The sequence below is a fragment of the Streptomyces sp. NPDC047880 genome (assembly GCF_040706515.1).
In the GTDB taxonomy this organism is placed as follows: domain Bacteria; phylum Actinomycetota; class Actinomycetes; order Streptomycetales; family Streptomycetaceae; genus Streptomyces.
The window spans coordinates 103,454-124,302 of the sequence record NZ_JBEZOK010000014.1 but is presented as its reverse complement, the minus strand read 5'-3'; the positions used below and the strand labels follow the sequence as shown (position 1 = coordinate 124,302).

Annotated in this window: 20 protein-coding genes; 8 read left to right on the top strand and 12 right to left on the bottom strand. The window is 72.0% G+C overall.

Features of this window, described 5'->3' with window-relative positions:
* The first annotated feature begins 200 nt into the window (after positions 1 to 200).
* From AB0937_RS21840 to AB0937_RS21820, 5 genes are read left to right on the top strand one after another with little or no spacing between them, the layout of a single operon-like run.
* Positions 201 to 3,119, top strand: coding sequence for a nitrate- and nitrite sensing domain-containing protein (locus AB0937_RS21840; RefSeq protein ID WP_366713842.1), 2,919 nt, complete (start codon positions 201 to 203; stop codon positions 3,117 to 3,119).
* Positions 3,116 to 3,640 (top strand): roadblock/LC7 domain-containing protein, encoded by a 525-nt coding sequence (locus AB0937_RS21835; protein WP_366713840.1) that lies wholly within the window; start codon positions 3,116 to 3,118, stop codon positions 3,638 to 3,640. Before AB0937_RS21840 ends, AB0937_RS21835 begins: the two co-directional genes overlap by 4 nt.
* Entirely contained in the window at positions 3,637 to 4,059 is a 423-nt protein-coding gene (locus tag AB0937_RS21830) for a DUF742 domain-containing protein (RefSeq protein WP_031110388.1), read from the top strand. Before AB0937_RS21835 ends, AB0937_RS21830 begins: the two co-directional genes overlap by 4 nt.
* The gene (locus AB0937_RS21825; protein ID WP_234850163.1) at positions 4,040 to 4,687 is read left to right on the top strand and encodes an ATP/GTP-binding protein; all 648 of its coding nucleotides are present in this window, start codon (positions 4,040 to 4,042) and stop codon (positions 4,685 to 4,687) included. Before AB0937_RS21830 ends, AB0937_RS21825 begins: the two co-directional genes overlap by 20 nt.
* A gap of 12 nt (positions 4,688 to 4,699) precedes the next feature.
* Positions 4,700 to 5,962, top strand: coding sequence for a styrene monooxygenase/indole monooxygenase family protein (locus AB0937_RS21820; protein ID WP_366713838.1), 1,263 nt, complete (start codon positions 4,700 to 4,702; stop codon positions 5,960 to 5,962).
* Here the strand turns inward: AB0937_RS21820 and AB0937_RS21815 are convergent.
* From AB0937_RS21815 to AB0937_RS21800, 4 genes are all read right to left on the bottom strand, one after another.
* Entirely contained in the window at positions 5,926 to 7,170 is a 1,245-nt protein-coding gene (locus AB0937_RS21815) for an NlpC/P60 family protein (protein WP_366713837.1), read from the bottom strand. The genes AB0937_RS21820 and AB0937_RS21815 overlap by 37 nt on opposite strands.
* A gap of 106 nt (positions 7,171 to 7,276) precedes the next feature.
* Positions 7,277 to 7,576: a hypothetical protein gene (locus AB0937_RS21810; protein ID WP_366713835.1), complete on the bottom strand. Its 300-nt coding sequence runs from the start codon at positions 7,574 to 7,576 to the stop codon at positions 7,277 to 7,279.
* Positions 7,577 to 7,580: 4 nt separating this feature from the next.
* Positions 7,581 to 8,240, bottom strand: coding sequence for a helix-turn-helix domain-containing protein (locus tag AB0937_RS21805; protein WP_366713833.1), 660 nt, complete (start codon positions 8,238 to 8,240; stop codon positions 7,581 to 7,583).
* Between the two features lie 401 nt (positions 8,241 to 8,641).
* Complete coding sequence (locus AB0937_RS21800; protein ID WP_366713831.1) at positions 8,642 to 9,580, bottom strand: diiron oxygenase; 939 nt, start codon at positions 9,578 to 9,580, stop codon at positions 8,642 to 8,644.
* 121 nt (positions 9,581 to 9,701) lie between these two features.
* Between AB0937_RS21800 and AB0937_RS21795 the strand changes: the two genes are divergently transcribed.
* Positions 9,702 to 10,814, top strand: a complete 1,113-nt coding sequence (locus tag AB0937_RS21795) for a ferritin-like domain-containing protein (protein ID WP_366713830.1) — start codon at positions 9,702 to 9,704, stop codon at positions 10,812 to 10,814.
* Between the two features lie 7 nt (positions 10,815 to 10,821).
* On the opposite strand, the gene AB0937_RS21790 is transcribed toward AB0937_RS21795, so the two are convergent.
* The 7 genes from AB0937_RS21790 to AB0937_RS21760 all read right to left on the bottom strand — a co-directional run bounded on the left by AB0937_RS21790 (position 10,822) and on the right by AB0937_RS21760 (position 17,621).
* Positions 10,822 to 11,331 (bottom strand): DUF3291 domain-containing protein, encoded by a 510-nt coding sequence (locus AB0937_RS21790; RefSeq protein WP_366713829.1) that lies wholly within the window; start codon positions 11,329 to 11,331, stop codon positions 10,822 to 10,824.
* A gap of 64 nt (positions 11,332 to 11,395) precedes the next feature.
* Positions 11,396 to 12,856: a penicillin-binding transpeptidase domain-containing protein gene (locus tag AB0937_RS21785; RefSeq protein ID WP_366713827.1), complete on the bottom strand. Its 1,461-nt coding sequence runs from the start codon at positions 12,854 to 12,856 to the stop codon at positions 11,396 to 11,398.
* Positions 12,853 to 14,217 (bottom strand): FtsW/RodA/SpoVE family cell cycle protein, encoded by a 1,365-nt coding sequence (locus AB0937_RS21780; RefSeq protein WP_366713825.1) that lies wholly within the window; start codon positions 14,215 to 14,217, stop codon positions 12,853 to 12,855. The genes AB0937_RS21785 and AB0937_RS21780 overlap by 4 nt, the downstream gene beginning before the upstream one ends.
* 52 nt (positions 14,218 to 14,269) lie before the next feature.
* Positions 14,270 to 14,755 carry an SH3 domain-containing protein gene (locus tag AB0937_RS21775; protein ID WP_366713824.1) on the bottom strand — a complete coding sequence of 162 codons (486 nt, stop codon included), beginning with the start codon at positions 14,753 to 14,755 and terminating at the stop codon, positions 14,270 to 14,272.
* A gap of 116 nt (positions 14,756 to 14,871) precedes the next feature.
* Positions 14,872 to 16,119, bottom strand: coding sequence for an ATP-binding protein (locus AB0937_RS21770; protein ID WP_366713823.1), 1,248 nt, complete (start codon positions 16,117 to 16,119; stop codon positions 14,872 to 14,874).
* Positions 16,116 to 16,901 carry a hypothetical protein gene (locus tag AB0937_RS21765; RefSeq protein WP_366713822.1) on the bottom strand — a complete coding sequence of 262 codons (786 nt, stop codon included), beginning with the start codon at positions 16,899 to 16,901 and terminating at the stop codon, positions 16,116 to 16,118. The genes AB0937_RS21770 and AB0937_RS21765 overlap by 4 nt, the downstream gene beginning before the upstream one ends.
* A gap of 216 nt (positions 16,902 to 17,117) precedes the next feature.
* On the bottom strand, positions 17,118 to 17,621 hold the full coding sequence (locus AB0937_RS21760; RefSeq protein ID WP_366713821.1) for a dual specificity protein phosphatase family protein: 504 nt from the start codon (positions 17,619 to 17,621) through the stop codon (positions 17,118 to 17,120).
* 122 nt (positions 17,622 to 17,743) lie between these two features.
* On the opposite strand from AB0937_RS21760, the gene AB0937_RS21755 reads away from it, so the two are divergent.
* Positions 17,744 to 18,547, top strand: coding sequence for a nuclease-related domain-containing protein (locus AB0937_RS21755; protein WP_366713819.1), 804 nt, complete (start codon positions 17,744 to 17,746; stop codon positions 18,545 to 18,547).
* Between the two features lie 312 nt (positions 18,548 to 18,859).
* On the opposite strand, the gene ligD is transcribed toward AB0937_RS21755, so the two are convergent.
* Entirely contained in the window at positions 18,860 to 19,741 is an 882-nt protein-coding gene (gene ligD, locus AB0937_RS21750; protein ID WP_366713818.1) for a non-homologous end-joining DNA ligase, read from the bottom strand.
* A gap of 54 nt (positions 19,742 to 19,795) precedes the next feature.
* Here ligD and AB0937_RS21745 point away from each other — a divergent pair, with 54 nt between their 5' ends.
* Positions 19,796 to 20,830, top strand: a complete 1,035-nt coding sequence (locus AB0937_RS21745) for a Ku protein (protein ID WP_366713923.1) — start codon at positions 19,796 to 19,798, stop codon at positions 20,828 to 20,830.
* The last annotated feature ends 19 nt before the right edge of the window (positions 20,831 to 20,849 follow it).

The following is a 20,849-nucleotide window of genomic DNA, read 5'->3' as shown; positions in this document are numbered from 1 at the left end:
TCCAACCGGCGTACCGCGCAAGGCCGCTGCAAAGGCCTGCGGAACTTGCCCCTCAACTCCCGTCCGGGGTTCACTCCTTCGGGTGGCGGGTCAGGTGATGCGCGTGCGCTGCCCACCGGCGCTGGGAGGGTCGGGAAGTGCACCGGGAGTACGCACCAGTTGACGGAGCGTCACCCGGGCCCAGAGTTCACGAGTCAGGAATGCGAGCACCGGTGCAGAAGACGCGGCCTCGTCGCACAGGCAAGCAGACGGCCCCCGTTCAGGGCGCCGAGCCGACGCCCCCCACCGGCAAGGGCCGTCCCACGCATGTACGCAACCGGTTGATCGTGGCCGTTGCAGTGGTGGCCGCCGCCATCGCCGGTGCCGGAACCCCGTCCGTCCTGGCCGCCTCCGGCCAGCTCCACGACTCCCAGAAACTGGTGACGCTCGCGGAGCAGACGCAGGACGCGCTCACCCTCGCGCACTCCCTCGCCGACGAGCGGGACGAGGTCACCGCCTACATCGCGGCCGGACGCCCCAAGGACAAGGCGCCCTCCGAGCAGCGCAGCGCCCGGGTGGACCGGCAGGTCGAGGAGCTGCGCTCCGACACCGACACGCCCGCCTCGCTCCGCGAGGACCTCGACGGCATAGCGGCCGTGCGCAGGGCGGCGCTCACCGGCAAGAGCAGCGCCCTCGAAGCGCACCAGGCGTACTCCGCCGCCATCACCGAACTGCACCGGCTCGCCGAGCAACTGGCGCAGCAGACCCCGCCGCGCGCGGGCGAAGGCGGATACGCGTTGGCCGAGCTGGACTCCGCCGTCCAGCAGGCCGCCGCGGCCCGCGGGCTGCTGCTCGCCGCCCTGAGCGTGCCGCGCAGCACCGGCACGGTCGTCGACCCCGTCACCGGCCTGCCGACCGAGACCTCCACCTCCTCGGACGCCGACACCCGGCAGCGTGACGCCCTCAGCGCCGCCGCCCAGCAGGCCCGGCTGCGCTCCGACGCGGCCCTGGCCGACTTCCGCGACACGGCGCCCAAGCCGGCCCGGGCGTCCTTCGACTCCACGGTCACCGGCACCGAGGTCAACTCCGCCGACAAGTACCTCGCCACCCTGACCGACCAGCCGACGCTCTCCCGCAGTGATCTCGCGACCGGCACCAGGAAGCTGGACACGGCCCTGTCCGCCCGCGTCGATCTGATGCGCGGCGTGGAGTCGGCCCTCTACGACCGCCGCACCAAGGACCTGGAAGCCCTGCGCGACGACGACGTCACCGCGCTGGAGATCCGCATCGCCGTCCTCGGCGCCCTCATGCTGCTGGCCGTAGGCGTCGCCACGGGCATGGCCCGCAGCCTCACCCGCCCGCTCGCGGTCCTGCGGCTCGGGTCCAAGCGCCTCGCCGAGGCCGACGACCCGGCGGCCGAGGAGCCGGTGAAGTTCACCGGCCGCAACGACGAGTTCGCCCAGGCCGTCCGCTCCGTCAACGCACTGCACGCGCACGCGGTCGCCCTCACCGAGCGGATCACCACGCTGGAGTCCGACCGCAAGCACCTCGTCGGACAGCGCCAGAAGATGGCCGACGCGCGCGAGGAACTGCGCGGCGAACTCGCCGAGTCCGCGGCCCAGCTGGAGCGGCTGCGCACGGCCATCGGCGGCACATTCGTCAACCTCGCCCTGCGCACGCTCGGCCTCGTGGAGCGGCAACTGGCCGTCATCGAGAACCTGGAGGAGCGCGAGCAGGACCCGGACCGGCTCGCCACGCTGTTCAAGCTCGACCACTTCGCCACGGTCATGCGCCGGCACAGCGAGAACCTGCTGGTCCTCGCCGGTACCGAGCACGTCCAGCACGCCGCCGGACCCGTGCCGCTCGTGGACGTCGTCCGGGCCGCGGTGAGCGAGATCGAGCGCTACGAGCGGGTCCGGATCGCCGCGCTGCCGCCGCACGCGCACATCGCCGGGTTCGCCGCGGACGACCTCTCCCACCTGCTCGCCGAACTCATGGAGAACGCCACCTCGTTCTCCCCGCCCGACCTGCCCGTCGAGATCTCCGGCTGGCTGCTGGAGAACGGCGAGGTCATGCTCTCCGTCCAGGACGAGGGCATCGGCATGACCGAGGAGCGGCTGGAGCGCCTCAACGCCCGCCTCACCGACTTCGACCCCGAGGCGCCGTACGACCAGGAGGGCGAGGACGGTCTCGGCCTCGGCCTGTACGTCGTGGCCCGGCTCGCCCACCGCCACGGCGTGCGTGTCCAGCTGCGCGAGCAGAAGCAGGGCGGTGTCGCGGCCGTCGTCGTCCTGCCCCGCACGCTGCTGGCCGCCGCCCCGGCCGTGGCCGCACCGGCCTCCGGCCCCCTCACCGGCACGGCCCACTCCTTCTCCTTCCCGGGCGCCGACGCCGAGGCCAACTCCAACGTCCTGCCCGGCCGTGCCTCCGGCGACGACCCGCTGGTGGCCCTGGCGGAGAAGGCCGTCGAGCGGGGCGAGGCCACCGAGATCACCTCCGCCGCCCAGCACCCGGAACCGGCAGGGGAGCCGGAACCGGCCGAGGCGACGGCACCGGCCGGGGCCACGGAGACGACCGAGGCGACGGAGACGGCCGCCCCGGTGTCTCACAGCGAACCGGTGGATCACAGCGCACCGCCGGCCCCGGCCGAGACCGCGGCCCCCGTGGAGTCCCCCGCGGAAACCACGATGGAGCTGCTCATCCCGGCGCAGCAGGGGATGCCCTCTCCGGCCGAGCGCGAGAGCGCGTCCGCCGGGGGCACGACCGGCCCCCGCAGCCCGCTCGCATCCGAGGACGCACCCGGCACGGCCACCGCGGACGCGGATCCGGACGAGAGCCCGGAGCACGAGCGCGTGGCCGACGAGGCGGAGGACCGCGTCACCGACAAGGGCCTCCCCAAGCGCACTCCGAAGATCACCGCACAGACCACCGCCCCGCGCCAGCGCAGCGGCTCCGTCGACGCCGAAGCCCTGCGCCGCCGCCTCGGCGGCTTCCGCCAGGGCGCGCAGGCGGGGTACCGCGACGTGGAGGCGGAGATCGCCGAGAGGACGGCCTCGCACCAGCGGCCGGCCACCGGCGCAGCACGACCAGCTGGATCCGAAGAATCCACGGGGGGCACAGTCGAGGAGGCAAGCAGTTGACCGCTCCCAGTACCTTCGGACTGATCGGACTGAGCAGTGAGGCCCGCAACCTGCACTGGCTGCTGACCAACCTCGTCGAGGAGGTCCCCGGCATCCTCTCGGTCGCGGTCGTCTCGTCCGACGGACTGCTCCTGCTCTCCTCCGACGACCACCGCAACAAGGAGGCGCGGGACGCCCTGCAAACCCGCGGAACCCAGCGCACCGGCCCGCGCGGCTCCGCCGCCGACCTGGCCACCATCGTCTCCGGCATCGGCAGCCTCACCATCGGCGCCGCCAAGCTGATGGACTTCGGCGGGGTCCGGCACACGATGGTCGCGATGGATGAGGGCAGCCTGTTCGTGATGTCGATCAGTGACGGTTCCCTGCTCGGCGTCCACGGCTCCGCGGCCTGCGACATGAGCGTGGTGGCGTACCACATGGCCCTGTTCGTCGGCCGCGCCGGTCACGTCCTGACCCCGGAACTCCGCAGCGAGCTCCGGAAATCCCTGGAGGATTCCCAGACGACGGGGAGTGCCCGATGAGCAGTACGCCGAAGCATCACCTCCCGGTCCGCGGCGGGGACCGCAAACCCGCCCGGGTCCGCCCCTACTCGCTCACCGGCGGCCGAACCCGCTTCGGCCACGTCCTCCTCGTGGAGACGTTCGTGGCGAGCACGGCCGCGCTCGACGCCCCGGAGGAGCGCAAGGAACTGACGAACGGCCACCTCTCCACCCGCGTCATGCCGGAGCTGAGGGCCATCGTCGAACTGTGCCGCCGGATGCGTACGGTGGCCGAGATCGCCGCGCTGCTGAAGATGCCGCTCGGCGTGGTCCGCGTGCTCCTGAGCGACCTCGCGGACCAGGGAAAGATCCGTGTGTACGGAACGGGTACCGGCCATGGCACGGGCCGCCCCGACCGGGCTCTGCTGGAAAGGGTGCTGAGTGGACTCCGTCGTCTCTGACGCCGCTCACGGCGTCACTGGTTCATCCCCGTTCGTCGAGCCCGGCGAGAGCATGCACGCCTGGGAGACGGACCGCACCCGTGCCCCGATCGCCACGAAGATCGTGGTGGCGGGCGGCTTCGGCGTGGGCAAGACCACACTGGTCACCGCCGTCTCGGAGATCACGCCCCTGCAGACCGAGGCGCTGATGACCGAGGCGAGCGAGGCGACCGACGACCTCACCGCCACACCGGGCAAGTCCACCACCACCGTGGCCATGGACTTCGGGCGCATCACGCTCGACGACGACCTGGTGCTCTACCTGTTCGGCACGCCGGGCCAGCAGCGGTTCTGGTTCATGTGGGACGACATCGTGCGCGGTGCGATCGGAGCCGTCGTCCTGGCCGACACGCGCCGTCTGAAGGACTGCTTCCCGGTCCTGGACTACTTCGAGAGTTCCGGGCTGCCGTACGTGGTCGCGGTCAACCACTTCGACGGCAGTGAACTGTTCGAGCCGGAGGATGTACGGGAGGCCTTGACCATCCCGCAACACATACCTGTCATGATCATGGACGCGCGTCGCCGGATCTCCGTGATCGAGACCCTCCTGGCCCTCGTGGGCCACGCGCTCGACGAAACCCCCGAGTAGAGGACAGCCCGCATGCGGAAGATACTCGTCGTCGGAGCCGGTCAGTCCGGGCTCCAGATCGCCCTCGGCCTCCAGTCACAGGGGTACGAGGTCACCCTGATGTCCAACCGGACGGCGGACGAGATCCGCACCGGCCGGGTCATGTCGACGCAGTGCATGTTCCACACGGCCCTGCAGCACGAGCGCGATCTCCAGCTGAACTTCTGGGAGTCCCAGGCCCCGAAGATCGAAGGACTCGGCGTCTCGGTCGCCGCCCCCGGCTCCTGGGCCGAAGGCCCCGCCGCCCGCGCCATCGACTGGCTGGGCCGGCTCGACGGCTACGCGCAGTCCGTCGACCAGCGCGTGAAGATGGCCGGCTGGATGGAGACGTTCGCCCAGCGAGGCGGGCAGCTCGTCATCCACGGCGCGGCCGTCGGCGACCTGGACTACTTCTCCCGCACCTACGACCTGGTGCTGGTCGCGGCCGGCAAGGGCGAGCTGGTCCAGATGTTCGGCCGTGACGCCGAGCGCTCCCCGTACAGCGAGCCGCAGCGCGCGCTGGCCGTGGCGTACGTCCACGGCCTGGGCCCGCGCCCCGAGCACCCCGGCACCGAAGCGGTCCGCTGCAACCTCGTGCCGGGTGTCGGCGAACTGTTCGTCATGCCGACCCTGAGCACCTCCGGCCGCGCCGACATCCTGTTCTGGGAGGGCATACCCGGCGGCCCGCTCGACGCCTTCAACGGCGTGAAGGACCCCGCGGAGCACCTCTCCCTGACCCTGGAACTCATGGAGCGGTACGTCCCCTGGGAGTACGCGCGGGCCACCAAGGTCGAACTGACCGACGCCGGCGGCACGCTGGCCGGCCGCTACGCCCCGACCGTCCGCAACCCCATCGGGCGTCTGCCCAGCGGCGGTCTGGTGCTCGGCGTGGCCGACGTGGTCGTGGCGAACGACCCGATCACCGGGCAGGGCTCCAACTCGGCCTCCAAGTGCGCCGCCGCCTACCTCTCCTCGATCGTCGAGCACGGCGACAAGCCGTTCGACGAGGAGTGGATGCGCGCTACCTTCGACCGCTACTGGAACACCGCCCAGCACGTCACCAAGTGGACCAACGCGATGCTCGCGCCGCCGCCGGAGCACATCCTGAACCTCATCGGTGCCGCCGGTGAGCTCCAGCCGGTCGCCGACCGCTTCGCCAACGGCTTCAACAACCCGGCCGACTTCGAGAACTTCTTCTACGAGCCGGCCAAGACGCAGGCCTACCTCGCCGAGGTGTCCGGCGCGGGCGCCGCGTAACCGTCGTAGCCCTCGTCGGACCCGTCCGTGGCACCCTCGGGGAGCTCCGGCGGCCGGTAGCGCCGCAGGGGCTCCCCGCCCGGGTCCGGTCGCACGGCACCCAGGACCGGGTTGGCCGCGATCGGTGACACCTTCACCTTCGCACCCGGCCGGGGTGCCTGGACGACCAGGCCGTCCCCGAAGTAGATCGCCACGTGCGTGGCCTTCCGGAAGTACACGACCAGGTCCCCGGGGCGCAGCTCGTCCAGCGGGATCCGCTCCAGCCGCCTCCACTGCTCCTGGCTGGTCCGGGGTACGGGCGACCCGGCCGCGGCCCAGGCCCGTGAGGTCAGCCCCGAGCAGTCGAACGTCCGCGGTCCCTCGGCGCCCCACTCGTACGGCTTGCCGACCTGCCGCAGGGCCCAGCGCACGGCACGACTGCCTTCGGCGGACGGGCGGTGGACGGTGTCGCCGCTGCTCTCCGTGCCGTTCGTGTCGTTCGTGCCGTCGTCCTCGCCGTCCTCACCGTCCTCGGGTTCCTCGACTTCGCGGGGCTCGTCGCCCAGCGCGCGCGACGCCATGAATTCCTTCTGCGCCTTCGCTACGCCCTTCCGCTCGAACTCGGCCAGGTCCGCGAGCTGGTCGCGGCTGAGAGAGGCGAGCAGCTCCTCGACGTCGTGGAGGCGCGAGCGGACCCTGTCCTGCTCCTTCTTTCGCCGCTCGGCGAGGGCGAGCTGCCGGTCCAGGGCCGTGCGGGCCTTGCGCGCCAGTTCGTGGGCCTTGCGCTCGTCGCCGGTCAGCCTGCCGATGGTGTCCGCCCGCTCCCGCGCCAGCCGGCCGATCACCTGGCCCTGCTCGATCGCGTGCTGCGGGTCGCGGGCCAGCAGCAGACGTACGTACGGGGAGATGTCGGTGCTGCTCTGGTACTGCTGCCGGGCCAGCCGGCCGGCCTCGCCCCGGCTGTCGTGCAGGGAGAGCCGGGCGCGGGCGAGAGCGCGGTCCAGGCGGTCGGTCTCGGCACGCTGTTCCTTGAGCTTCTCCTCGGTGGCGTTGTAGGCCTCGGTGGCCTCCTCGGCCTTCCGGTACAGCTCCTGAAGGTCTGTCAGAAGGGTGGCGACATCCTGCTGTTCCGTGTCCGGCTCGGGCACGGCCGTGGCCGGGACGGGTGCCAGGACGGTTCCGGCCGCCGTCGCCGCGATGCAGACCAGACGCAGCAGCTTTCCTGACATGCCATCACCTCCGTTACGGGGGCGGCGTGGTGCCGCCGGACACCGTGAGGATCAGGCGTGTGCGCGCGGTGCGCGCGGCGGGTGTGCGCGGTTCGGCGCAACCGGGTCACCCGTCGGCGTCGTCCGGCCTGCCGGGCGGCGTGGCGGCTGGCTTCGACCAGGGCCAGTTGAGCCGACGGGGTGGGACGCCTTCCGGGGCGTACTCGTACTTCCAGCGGTTGGACAGGCCGACCTTGCCCGGCCCCCGGGGGACACGGCGGTAGACGAGCACGGTGTCCGGTCCGCCGTCGGGGTCCGGCACGGGGATGCGGTACGTCTTGGGCGGATGGCCGGTGATGCCGAGGAGGACGGGCAGGACCCTGCCGTCCATGGGGCCGCCCTCGAAGGGGGTGTCTTCGCTCTTCACGGGATCAGTCTCGGACATCCTCGGCGAGGGCCCGGACCAGCGCGTCCGTCTGCGGGTCGCGGCGGGCGGTCACCGTCAGCATGGCCACGAACTGCTCGACGAGCCAGTCGCGGAGCTCCTCGGCCGGGGGCTGCTTGTCCTCGTCGAGCCAGATGAGCGACGACGCCTCCACGGCGGTGATCCACATGCGGATGGTCATGCGCAGGCGCGGGCCGGGGTCGGCGACCATCAGGTGACGGACGATGTGCTCGGCGGCGGCCCGCCGTACGCCGTCGACGATGGCCGTGGTGCGCGAGGTCTCGACGACGCTGCCGCCCTGGAGGAGGGCACTGAAGCCGGTGTCGTGCTGGTCGACGAAGGCGAGGTAGCGGTCGAGGGCGCGGGACAGGCGGGGGAGGAGCGGGCCTTCCCGGGGTTCGTCGAAGCAGTGCTGGAGCTCGTCGGCGGCGGAGCGCAGGGCGGCCTCGTAGAGCTGTTGCTTGCCGCCCGGGAAGTACCGGTACACCAGCGGCCGCGAGACTCCGGCCGCCTCCGCCACGTCGTCGAGGGACACCTCCTCGGGGGCGCGGTGGGCGAAGAGGTTCAGCGCGGACTCGAGCAGCTGACTACGACGTTCCTCGACGCTGAGTCGCCGGTAGGCGGGGGTGGGGGCGGCTGGTGTCATGCCTCGCAGGGTAATCGGGGCGGCCGGGGGGTGCGTAGCTCGCCGGCCGGGTGACGCCGTCCTGCGCCTGATGCCGAGGGCGGGGTGCGGGCGCTTGCGCCTGCTCGCCGGGTGGGTGCTTGGGTGCTTGCGCCTGCTCGCCGGGTGGGTGTTCGGGTGCTTGCGCTTGCTCGCCGGGCGGGGGGTGCGTCTTCGCCTGGCGACCGGTGGGGGTGCGCGTCTTCGCCTTCCGCGGGGTGGGCGGGGCGGGGCCGCGCCGGGGGGTGTCCGTCCTCGGAACGGCGCGATCGACTTGCGTGCCGACTGGCTGTTCGTTGACGCGCCAACCGCTGCGGGCGGACACCCCCCGGCACGGCCCCTTCTCGCCGTGCGCGGGTGCGGGCGCCTCGTGGCCGCGCCCTCTACGCCAGCAGGCCCGACGACTTCCACAGGCGGCGGCCTGCTCCGCGCAGTACTCCGATGTCGTCGAGGAAGTCGGTCAGGCGCTTGGAGCCGTTCTGCATGACCTCGCGGCGGTGGCCGCTCGCGCGGACCTGGGCGAGGGCCTCCCGCTTGTCGAGGCCCACGTTCGTGTAGACGTCGGGGTTCACGAAGGCCACCGAGAAGACGCGGGCGAATTCGCCGGAGGTGATGCGGGTGAACTCCTGTGACCACTTGGGGGCCGTCACCATCTGGCGGCGGAGTTCCTCGCGGGCGTAGCGGACGTGGCGGGCCTCTTCGACCACGTGGATGCGGGTGACGCCGCGGACCAGGGTCTGGACCCGCTCGTCGGGGAACGTCAGACGCTGCATCCAGTCGAGGACCTCCTCGCCCAGCAGGGTGGCCGTGAAGGAACCGGGGGTGGTGGAGATGGTCTTGAACAGACGGCCCAGCTGCTGGTGCGCGCGGCTGACCGGATACCAGGGCGTGTCGCCGTGGGAGATCAGGCGGGCGAACATCTTGGAGTGGCGGCACTCGTCCTCGATCTCCGTGAGTGCGTAGCGGACGTGGGCGCTCGTCGCCGCCTTGTCGTAGATGTGCCGGACCAGCAGCTGCATCAGGATGATCTCGAACCAGATGCCCAGGGAGGCCAGGGCCGCCGCCTCGTGCTGGGAGAGCAGGATGCGCTGCTCCTCGCCCATGCGCTTCCACAGCGGGGTGTCGTAGAGCGAGACCAGCTCCGGCGGCCAGAACCACTTGCCCTCCTCGAAGGGCGCGTCCCAGTCCAGCTCCTTGTCCGGGTCGAAGGAGTGCTTGGCGGAGGAGTCGAGGAGCCGCTGGGCCACTTGCTCCCGGTCCTTCAGCAGGCCGAGGGCGTCGCGCAGGCCGTCGAGCGCGTCGGCTTCCGTCAGGGTCGTCATGGTTGCCCACCTCGTTGTGCACACGTCACTGATGTACTTATGAGACTGCTTGTCAGCAAGCTCGTCAATCCCCTGCGCGCTACTTGTTGACCCGGTGTCTACCTCGTGTGAGCCTGCGGGCATGCCGAGCTTCGACCTGTACGCCATGGAACCGGAAGAGCCCGTACGGCAGGTGCCGGCGAGCGGCGCGGCCCGTTTCAACTGGGAGTACGACGACGGCCGCGACCGCCTTCTGGCCCTCTACCAGAAGGGCAAGGACAAGCAGTGGGACGGCCAGAAGCGCATCGACTGGGAGCTGGAGGTGGACCCGTACGATCCGCTCGGAACCCCTGACGAGGCGATGTCCCTCCACGGGACCAGGCATTGGGCGAAGCTGAACGAGGAGGACAGGGGGGAGCTGCGGCAGCACTACGCCTCCTGGCAGTTCAGCCAGTTCCTGCACGGTGAGCAGGGCGCGATGATCTGCGCCGCGCGGATCGTGGAGTCGGTGCCCGACCTCGACGCGAAGTTCTACTCCGCGACCCAGACCATGGACGAGGCCCGGCACGCCGAGATCTACGGCCGCTTCCTGCACGAGAAGATCGGGCTGCTCTACCCGATCAACGACAACCTCCAGTCCCTGCTGGACGACACACTGCGCGACGCCCGCTGGGACATGCCCTACCTGGGCATGCAGGTGCTGATCGAGGGCCTCGCGCTCGCCGCGTTCGGCATGATCAGGGACACGACGGACAAGCCGCTGCCCCGGCAGATCCTCGCGTACGTCATGCAGGACGAGGCCCGGCACGTGGCGTTCGGGCGGATGGCCCTACGCGACTACTACCGGCAGCTCACGGACGCCGAGTTGCGGGAGCGCGAGGAGTTCGTCATCGAAGGCTGCTACCTCATGCGCGACCGGCTGCGGGGTGTCGAGGTGCTGGAGAACTTCGGCATCCCCAAGGCCGAGGCGGAGGAGTACAGCGAGCAGTCCGAGTTCCTCACCCTGTTCCGCAAGCTGTTGTTCAGCCGCATCGTCCCCTGCGTCAAGGACATCGGCCTGTGGGGCAAGCGCCTCCAGCAGGCCTACGTCGACCTGGGCGTCCTGGAGATGGGCGACTCCAACCTCGACCTGCTGATGTCCGAGGACGAGGAGATCGCCGAGAAGCTGGACGCCGAGCGCTTCGCGGCGGAGGAGAGGGAGCGGGTGGCCGAGGTGCGGGGGGCGATCGACGCGGGGCGGGCGGCCGGCGGCTGAGCAGCCGTCAGAGAGCGCAGCCCAGGCCCTCCGGCACCTCGCCGAGCAGCGGCGTCGCCCCCTGGGGCGGGAACTGCGTCCGCAGGGTGAAGGCGTACGGCGTCGGGCCGTGCGTGCGCAGGTGCAGCACGCGGGACTCCGCCTCGGCGACCGTGGGGCGGTGGCCCGCCGGGACCCACCACAGGGCGACCATCGCCTCCTCGACGCGTTCGAACCATTCCCGGCGCCGGGCGAGCATCTCCCGGTGCCGGCCCTGGTACATGTACGCCTTCAGCGCGTCGGTGTCGCGCCAGACCGACATGTTGATGATCAGCCACGAGTCGCCGAAGACGGGCACGTCCGTGGCGTCGTCGCCCGCCTCGCCCTGCAAGCGCCAGACGAAACCGTCGGCGCCGTCCGCGTCCGCGTTCACCGGGTCGAGGTTGTCGACGAAGTCCTTCAACCGCGGGGAGTCGAGCGGGGCCTTGAGGCGGCCGAGGTTGACCTGGGCGAGTTCGTACGCGGCGGGCTCAGTCATGAACCGAACGGTAGGTCGGGCACCCCGCGGCCCGGTAGTCCCGTCTCATCAACTGGGCGGCGGCTCAGGGTGACTTCAGTACCGCTTCCATCACCGCCCGCGCGATCGGTGCCGCGTCGCCGCCCCCGCTGATGTCCCCGCGGTCCGCCTCCGCGTCCTCCACCACGACCGCCACCGCCACCCTCGGTGCCGGATCGCGCGCGCCCTGCGCCCAGGAGACGAACCAGGCGTACGGGATGCCCGAATTGCCGAGACCGTGCTGCGCGGTGCCGGTCTTGCCGCCCACCTTGGCGCCGCGGATCGCGGCGCCGCGCCCGGTGCCGTTCTCGACCACGTCCCGCATCATCGCCCGCAGCCGGACGGCGGTGGACGGGTACATCGCCTGGCGGATCGCCCGCGAACCAGCCGTCGCGAGGGTGCTGCCGCCCGGCCGGGTCGTACGCTCCACCACATAGGGTTCCCGCACCTGGCCGCCGTTGGCCACGGCCGCCGCGACCATCGCCATCTGCAGCGGCGTGGCCCTGGTGTTGTACTGGCCGATCGAGGACAGGGCCAGCTGGGCCTCGTCGAGGGTGGTGTCGAACGTGGACCGGGCCACCGGGAACGGGATCCTCAGCCCCCTGTTGTTGAAGCCGAAGGCGCGGGCCGTGGCCGTCATGCCCCCCACGCCCACCTCCACGCCGAGCTTGGCGAACACCGTGTTGCAGGAGAAGGTGAAGGCCTCGCGCACGGAGGCGTCCGCGCAGCCCTTGGAGGAGTTGGTCAGGCGCGTCCGCGTGCCGGGCAGGCGGTAGGGGTCGGGGGAGTCGGTCGGCGCCTCCAGGTCCGTGACCACGCCGGCGTCCAGCGCGGCGGCCGTGGTGACGACCTTGAACGTCGAGCCCGGCGGATACGTCTGCCGCACCGCCCGGTTGAGCATCGGCTTGTCCTTGTCCGCGGTGAGCCGCGCCCAGGCCCGGGCCGCCGCGGAGCCGTTGCCGGACAGCGGCTGGGGGTCGTACGACGGGGCGGACATCAGGGCCAGGATCCGGCCGGTCGACGGCTCCACCGCGGCCACCGCGCCCTTGCGGCCCGCCAGACCCCGGAAAGCGGCCTGCTGCGCCGCCGGGTGCAGCGTCGTGACGACGTCCCCGCCCGCGTTGCGCGCCCGCGTGAAGTCGTTCCACAGCGGGAACGGCGCGAGCATCGGATCCGCGCCGGACAGCACGCCGTCCTCGGCGCTCTCCAGGAACGTCGTGCCGTACAGCTGGGAGGCGAAGCCGGTGACCGGGGCGTACAACGGGCCGTTCGTGTAGGTCCGTTCGTAGCGGAGGTGCTCGCGGGTGTCCCGGGAGCCGGTGACGGGGCGCCCGCCCACCCAGATGTCCCCGCGTGGCTGCTCGTAGCGGGCGATGTCGGGCCGCCGGTTGGCCGGGTTGCGGTCGTACGACGGGGCCTGGACGACCTGGACCCGGGCGGCGTTCACCAGCAGGGCCACCAGCAGCAGGGCGCAGAAGTACCCGGCGTGCCGGATGTGCCGGGTCACCGGGCGTCCTGCCCGTCGTAACCGCGCCGGGCCGAGTCGCTCACCCGGACCAGCAGCGCCACGATCGCCCAGTTGGTGACCACCGACGAGCCGCCCTGCGCCAGGAACGGCATCGCCATGCCGGTCAGCGGGATCAGCCCGGTCACGCCGCCCGCGATCACGAACACCTGGAGCGCCACCAGTGAGGCGAGGCCGACCGCGAGCAGCCGGCCGAAGGGCTCGCGCTGCGCGAGCCCGGCCCGGAAGCCGCGCTCCACCAGCAGTCCGTAGAGGAGGAAGACGGCGCTGAGGCCGGCCAGACCGAGTTCCTCGCCCGCGGTGGCCAGGATGAAGTCCGACTTCACGGCGAAGCCGATGAGGAACGAGTGCCCGAGTCCGAGGCCCGTGCCGAGCATGCCGCCTTCCGCGAAGGCGAACAGCGACTGGGCGAGCTGGTTCGAGCCCTCGCCCGTCTCGATCGATGCGAAGGGGTGCAGCCAGGTCTCGATCCTGCTGTGCACGTGCGGTTCCAGCCGGCCCACGGCGACCGCACCCAGCGCGGCCAGTAGCAGACCGACCGCGATCCAGCCGGTGCGGCCGGTGGCGACGTAGAGGAGCACCACGAACAGGCCGAAGAACAGCAGCGACGTGCCGAGGTCGCGTTCCAGGATCAGCACGCCCACGCTGACCAGCCAGACGGCGACGATCGGGCCGAGGACGCGGCCGGTGGGCAGCTGGAGCTTCCAGACGCGGCGGCCGGTGTAGGCCAGCGCGTTGCGGTTCGCCGCCAGGTACGCGGCGAAGAACACCGCCAGCAGCACCTTCGCGAACTCGCCCGGCTGGATGGAGAACCCGGCGATGCGGATCCAGATGCGGGCGCCGTTCACCGCCGGGAAGAGGATCGGCAGCGTGAGCAGGGCCAGGGCCGCGACCACGCAGACGTACGTGTAGCGCTGGAGCACCCGGTGGTCGCGCAGCAGCAGCACGACGAGGATGAACAGGGCCACGCCCAGCGTCGACCACACCAGCTGGGCCGGCGCCGCCCGGTCACCGGGGGTCTCCAGGTCGAGCCGGTAGATCAGCACCAGCCCCAGCCCGTTGAGCAGCACCCCGATCGGCAGGAGCAGCGGGTCGGCGTACGGGGCTCGCAGGCGTACCGCCAGGTGGGCCAGCAGTGCCAGCACTCCGAGGCCGGCGCCGTAGCCGGCGGCGCCGGGCGGCGGCGTCCCGTGCCGGGCGAAGCCGACGGCGCAGTAGCCGTACACCGACAGCAGGACGGCCAGCACGATGAGGGCGAGTTCGATACCCCGGCGCCGGGGGAGGCGGCGGACGGCGGGTGCGGGCGGGTCCGCCGTCGCCACGGTGATTCCGGCCTTGCTCATGTCCGGAACCTACCCAAACGGTGCGTCTTGTGTGCCTTCGGGTGGGTGAGTGTCAGCACCAGCGTGGCGCGGGGCCGATGTTGTCGATGTACCGGGCCGCGCCCCAGGCCCAGGTGCCGTCCGTCAGCAGGTACCAGAGCGGGTTGCCCTGCACGGTCTCGCCGCCCGTCTTGCAGAAGATGCTGACGACGTCGCCCCGGTGGGCGTACCGGATGATCTGAGAACCGCGGTTCGGGGCGCTGCGCAGCGCCAGTGTGTCCGCCGTGACGACGCCCCTGTAGAGGCCCTGGTCCTGCCCGCCGTTCCCGCCGTTCCCGCCGCTCGGGTCGTGGTGGCCGTTGCCGCTCCAGTTGCCCGGGTCGTCGTTGCCGTTGCCGCCGTTGCCGTTGCCGTCACCGTTGCCGGGCCGGCTGCTGCTGTTGCCGTTGCCGCCGTTCGGGTCCCAGTCGTCGTGCGCGGCGGCGGCAGGTGTGATGGCGGCCGCGGCGGCGAGGAGGCCGGCGGCGGCCGCTATGCAGAGGCGGAAGCGCAGGGACATGGGAGGTACCTCCATGTGGGGGGGGCGAAGTGCCGAAGCTGACTAATCGCCACATTAGGAGCGGGCTGCGGGTGCCGCCCCTCACGCTGGGCCAGAGGGGGACGCGCTCCGGCCCCTCACTCCGCCGTGAGTCTCAGGGTGGCGACCGCGCCGCCCTCCGGCGCGTTCGCGAACTCCAGCCGCGCACCCAGCACCTCCGCCTGGCCGCGCGCGATGGTCAGCCCCAGGCCGTGCCCGCGCGTACCGCCCTCCGTGCGGAACCGCTGCGGGCCGTGCGCGACCAGGTACTCCGGAAACCCGTCCCCGTGGTCGCGAACCGTCACCACCGGACCGTCCACGGTCAGCACCACCGGCTCGCGCCCGTGCTTGTGCGCGTTCGCCACGAGATTGCCCAGCACCCGCTCCAGCCGCCGCCGGTCCGTCTCCACGGCCACGTCCCGTACGATCCTGATCTCCGTGCCGCTCCCTGCCGCCCGCACCGCCCGCTCGGCCAGCGGCCCCAACTGCTCCGTGTCCAGCTCCACCCGCTCCCGGCCGGTGTCCAGCCGGGAGATCTCCAGCAGGTCCTCGGTCAGCGTGCGCAGCGCCGCCACCCGGTCGCGCACCAGCTCCGTCGGACGGCCCGGCGGCAGCAGTTCCGCCGCCGCGTGCAGCCCGGTCAGCGGCGTACGCAGCTCGTGCGCGACGTCCGCGGTGAACCGCTGTTCGGCCAGCAGCTTCCCCTGCAGCGACGCCGCCATGGAGTCCAGCGCGGCGGCGACCGCGGCCACCTCGTCCTGCGGACTGGCCGTGGTCCGTGGGCCCGTGCGGGGGTCGTTCACCCGGGCGTCCAGGTCGCCCGCGCTGATCCGCCGGGCCACCCGGGCCGTGGTGTGCAGCCGCCGCGTCACCCGCGTCACCGCGAACGCCCCGACCAGCAGCGTCGCCCCGATGGCCAGGCCCGACGACCACACGATCGCCCGGTCCAGGCCCTCGATCGTGCGGGCCTGCTGCGAGTGGTCGACCGCGACGGCCAGCGCCCGTCCGCCGTCGACGGGACCCGCCGCCCACATCGTGGGGCGTCCCTCCTGGTCGGCGACCATCGTGCCGCGGTCCCCGGCCACCGCCAGTTCCCGCAGCTCCACGGGCAGCTCGGGCGGATCCACCCCGGCACCCCGCCCCAGGGTGTCCCCGGCCTCGTAGCGCTGCGTCGCCTGTGTCAGCCGCTGCAACGCCTGGTCACGGGCCTGGCCGACGGTCTGGTTCGTGACCTGTACGTGCACCAGGACGCCGAGCAGGGCCGCGAGCGCGCAGCACATCACGGTGATGAAGGCGGCGGCCTTCGCGGCGAGCGTCCCGGACCACAGGGGGAGTACGCGCCTCATCCGCCGCTCGCCGAGGAGGAGGCGGTGGGCGAGACGGTGGGCGAGGCGGTGGGGGAGGCGGACCGGGAACCGCCGGCGGAGGACGAGGGGTGCCGGGAGTGCGGGCGCGGACCGGTGCGCAGCATCTCGTCGTGGGTGAGCAGCATGGCCTTCTGGTCCCGGTCCCAGGTCCACTGCAGGCGGTACTCGTAGCCCGCGACCTCCGACGGCGAGCGGATCACCAGGGAGCGCCCGGCCACCTCGACGCCGCTCAGCGCGTCCTCCCAGGCCATCACCTGCACCAGCCGGTGCTTCTCGACCGTGTAGACGCGGACCGCGGTCGTCTTGCCGGGCCGCAGCGGGAAGCCCAGCGTCAGGTCGTCGTGCCCGTCGCCGGTCAGGTCCCGGTAGTACGGCCTGAGCACCGGGCACTTCCCGTGCGCCGGGCCCCGCGCGCAGTCGGCCATCTCGCGCTCGGTGTCGCGGTAGGGCGCCTTGGGGCCGTCGAAGTCACCCGGATTCCCGGCGATCTCGGCCCGGACGATCCGGACCGGGTCGACACGGCGGATGTCGTCGCCGGGCACCTTCACCCCCTTGACCACCTCGGTGTTCACCTCACCGATCTCGAACGCCGGGCTGGAGGCGGGCGTCAGCTCCGGCCAGAGCCGGGCAGGTCCCTGTGCCGTCGGGGTCGCCCCCGCGCCCTCCAGACCGCCTGCGTCCCCGCAGCCCGCGGCGGCGGCCAGCAGCAGGGCGACGACGGCCAGGCGGCGGGCGGCCTGTGCGGGGCGACTGAGGGGCACTGCGCTGCACTCCTGGCGGTTCACGGGCGATCACCCGACGGACATACTGCCGTACGGCAGGCGTACGGCAGGCGTACGGCAGACCTGCGGCGGGCATGCGACGGACGTACGACGGCACACGACGGACACCGCGGTCGGCCCCGTACACCTTATTCGCGGGGAAGTCCCATTTGCGCGCGAGGGTGGCCGTGTACGTACAGCCGTACGGGCGCACCGCTACTCCGTGAGCTCCTCCAGCAGCCGGGCCGTGGCCAGCCCGGCCCGCAGATACTCGACGAACAGGTCGTTGTGCAGCGCCCAGGGCGAGCGGCGGGCCCGGATCAGCCGGATCGCCGCCTCCGCGGAGTTGCCCTGGCGCATCAGCGCGTGCGCGACGACGAGACCGGAGCGGTTGTACCCGTGGAAGCAGCGGACGAGGACCCGGCGACCCTCCTCCAGCGCCTCGCACGCGGCCTCGGCCAGCCTGATCACCCCGGCGAGGTGGGTCCCGTCCAGCGGCCCGTCGGGAATGGGCCACACATGGTGCCGGACGCCCGGATCGGGCCCGTGCCCCGGCAGCCGCAGCAGCGTCTGCACAAGATCGAACTCGTCCCGTACGACGGCGAACTCCAGGTGCCCCAAGGCCCCCGTGTACTCGTGACCGCCCATCCAGAGCCCGGGAACGACCTCGCTCCACGGGCTCTCCGGCGCGGGCACGTCCGGTTTACTGCGGGTACGCAACGGCGCCTCCCCACCATGACCGCCCGAGGGTCCGCGGGCCGCCTGCCCAACTCCTCTCCAAGGTAACCGGGTTCTTGCCCCCGCAGCACCCCGCCTGTTCCCATGGACTGGGGTGATGGTGCATGAACGGACTGCGCGTCATACCGACCTGGCGGCACGGCAGGGAGCGGCTGTACGTCTGCCTCCCGGACGGCCGTAACATCGCCTGGTACGACCGTGAGGCCGCCCGGGTGAACCTGCTCGGCCGGGACCGCGAGGACGACGTCCTCAGGGTCCTCGGTCCATTCATCACCGGCCCCGTGACGGTGGGACCGCCCCCGGTGCCGACCCCCGCCGAGCTGGCCCGCCTCGCCCTCCACCCCGACGACGACCTGGCCCCCAACCGCCCCGGCGAAGCCCTTGTCATCGCCCTCGACCGCGACCCCGGCCCCGCCCACCGGCTGCGCCCCGACCCCCGCCGCAGGGCCCTGGCGGCCGAGCAGACGGTCGGCGACGCCCTGGACCGCCTCGACGGTGCGGGCTGGCACACCCTGCACTCCGTGCCGCTCCCCGGCGGCGACCGCATCCACCACCTGCTGATCGGCCCCGGCGGCCTCTACGCCGTCCACGCCCTGCACGCGCGCAAGCAGCGCGTCCGGGTCACCGACCCCATGATCACTCTGGGCCGCCACGACCCGTACCCGCTGCTGCGCCGCCTGCGCACCGACGCCGACCGTGCCACCCACGCCCTCACGGCGGAGGTCCGCCCCGTGCTCGCCCTGGTCGACCCGGCCGCCCTGTCGATCCCGACCGCACCCAGCGAGGTCCACGTCCTGACGGCGGCGGAGGTGGAGGGCCTGTCGCGACGGGGCGGCGTGCTGAAGCCGGCGGACGTGGAGGCCTTGCATGCGATGGCGCGGGACCGGAATACGTGGGCGCGGGTGTGAGGGGGGTGGGGGTGTGCGGGGTCGGGAGTGTGTTGGTCGGGAGTACGGGGGGAGTACGGGGGGCGGGGGACAGTGCGCTGGTCGGGGCGTACGGGGGACAGTGCGCTGGTCGGGGGTGCGCTTCATGGCGTGAGCGGTCGATCGGGGGTGCGCTTCACGGCGTGAGCGGTCGATCGGGGGTGCGCTGCACAGCGTGAGCGGTCGATCCGGGACGCACTCCACGGCGTGACGGCAGTCCGCCCGGGATGCGCCTCACGGCGTGACGGCAGGTCGCCCGGGATGCGCTTCACGGCGTGACGGCAGGTCGCCCCGCTACGGCAGGGTCCCGGCCTCGTCCGCGTCCAGCAGCGGAGCCAGGAGGTCGCCGTAGTCCTGGACCCTCGGGGCGATGTCCCCCGCCTGGAAGTCCAGCTGCCCCGGGGCGCGGCACTCCTCGATCTCCCCCCAGGTCACCGGCGCCGAAACGGTCGGTTCCGGGCGGGCCCGGAGGGTGTAGGGGGTCGCCGTGGTCTTGCGCGCGGCGTTCTGGCTCCAGTCGACGAAGATCTTCCCCGGGCGCAGACTCCTGGTCATCCGGTGCAGCGCGAGCCGGGGCATGGCCTTCTCCGCCTCGACGGCCAGCGCCTTGGCGTACTCGGACACCCGCTCGGAGGACGCCCCACGCACGGCGGCGAGCACGTGCAGCCCCTTCGAGCCGGAGGTCTTGGCGTACGTGTCCATGCCGTCGCGCGCGAGCCGTTCCCGCAGCCACAGCGCGACCTCGCAGCACTGGACGATGCTCGCCGGCGCCCCCGGATCGAGGTCGAACACGATCCGGTCCGCCTCGTCCGGCGTGCCCACGAGCCACTGGTGGGTGTGGAACTCGGTCACGAGGTTCGCCGACCACATCAGGCTCGGCAGATCCTGCACCAGGACCATCCGCGACGGCCCCTCCACCCGGGGCACCTCGGCGGTGGTGACCCACTCGGGCGTACCCGGCGGCACGTTCTTCGTGAAGAACACCTGCCCGTCCGGCCCGTCCGGGTAGCGCAGGAAGGACACCGCCCGGTCCCGCAGATGGGGCAGCAGGACCTCGGCGACGGTCGCGTAGTAGTGCAGCACCTCGCCCTTGGTGAAGCCCGTGGCGGGATACAGCACCTTCTCCAGGTTGCTGAGAGCGACCCGTCGCCCCTCCACCTCTGTGATAGGCGCCATACGATAAGAATCCCACGCAAACCATGACGAACACTCCCCAGAGTGACCGGAAGGGTGCTGCACGTGAGATCCATTTGGAACGGCGCCATCTCGTTCGGCCTGGTCAGCATTCCGATCAAGCTGGTGAACGCCACCGAGAGCCACTCGATCTCCTTCCGCCAGATCCACACCGAGGACGGCGGCCGCATCCGGTACCGCAAATTCTGCGAACTGGAGGACCGAGAGGTCACCCAGGGAGAGATCGGCAAGGGCTACGAGGACGCGGACGGCACGATCATCCCGATCACCGAGGAGGACCTGTCGAGCCTGCCCCTCCCGACCGCCAAGACCATCGAGATCGTCGCCTTCGTCCCGGCCGACCGGATCGACCCGCTGCAGATGGACGCCGCGTACTACCTCCAGGCCGGCGGCGCCCCGGCGGCGAAGCCGTACACCCTGCTGCGCGAGGCGCTGAAGCGCAGCAACAAGGTGGCCATCGCGAAGTTCGCCCTGCGGGGGCGGGAACGCCTGGGCATGCTCAGGGTCGTCGGCGAGGCCATCGCCATGCACGGCCTGCTGTGGCCGGACGAGGTCCGCGCCCCCGAGGGCCTGGCCCCCGACGCGAACGTCACCGTCCGCGACCAGGAGCTGGACCTGGCGGACGCGCTGATGGACACCTTGGGCGAAGTCGACCTGGAGGACCTGCACGACGAGTACCGCGAGGCCGTGGAGGAGGTCATCGCCGCGAAGGCCGCCGGCGAGGCCCCGCCGCAGGCCCCGGAACCGGCCACGGGCGGCAAGGTCCTGGACCTGATGGCGGCCCTGGAGAACAGCGTCCGCGCGGCCCGCGAGTCCCGCGGTGAGGAGGCGGAGCACGCCGAGGTGAAGCCGCTCCCGCAGCGCAAGACGGCCCGGGCGGCCCCCAAGCAGACCGGCGGCAAGAAGTCGACGTCCACCGCGAAGAAGACGGCGGCCAAGAAGACCACGGCGGCGAAGAAGTCGACGGCCAAGTCCGGCCAGGGCCAGGGGACGACGAAGAAGACGGCCTCGAAGAGCACCGCGAAGAAGACGGCGGCGAAGAAGTCGACGTCCCGCAAGCGCTCGGCCTGACAGACCGCGCGCCCGGTAC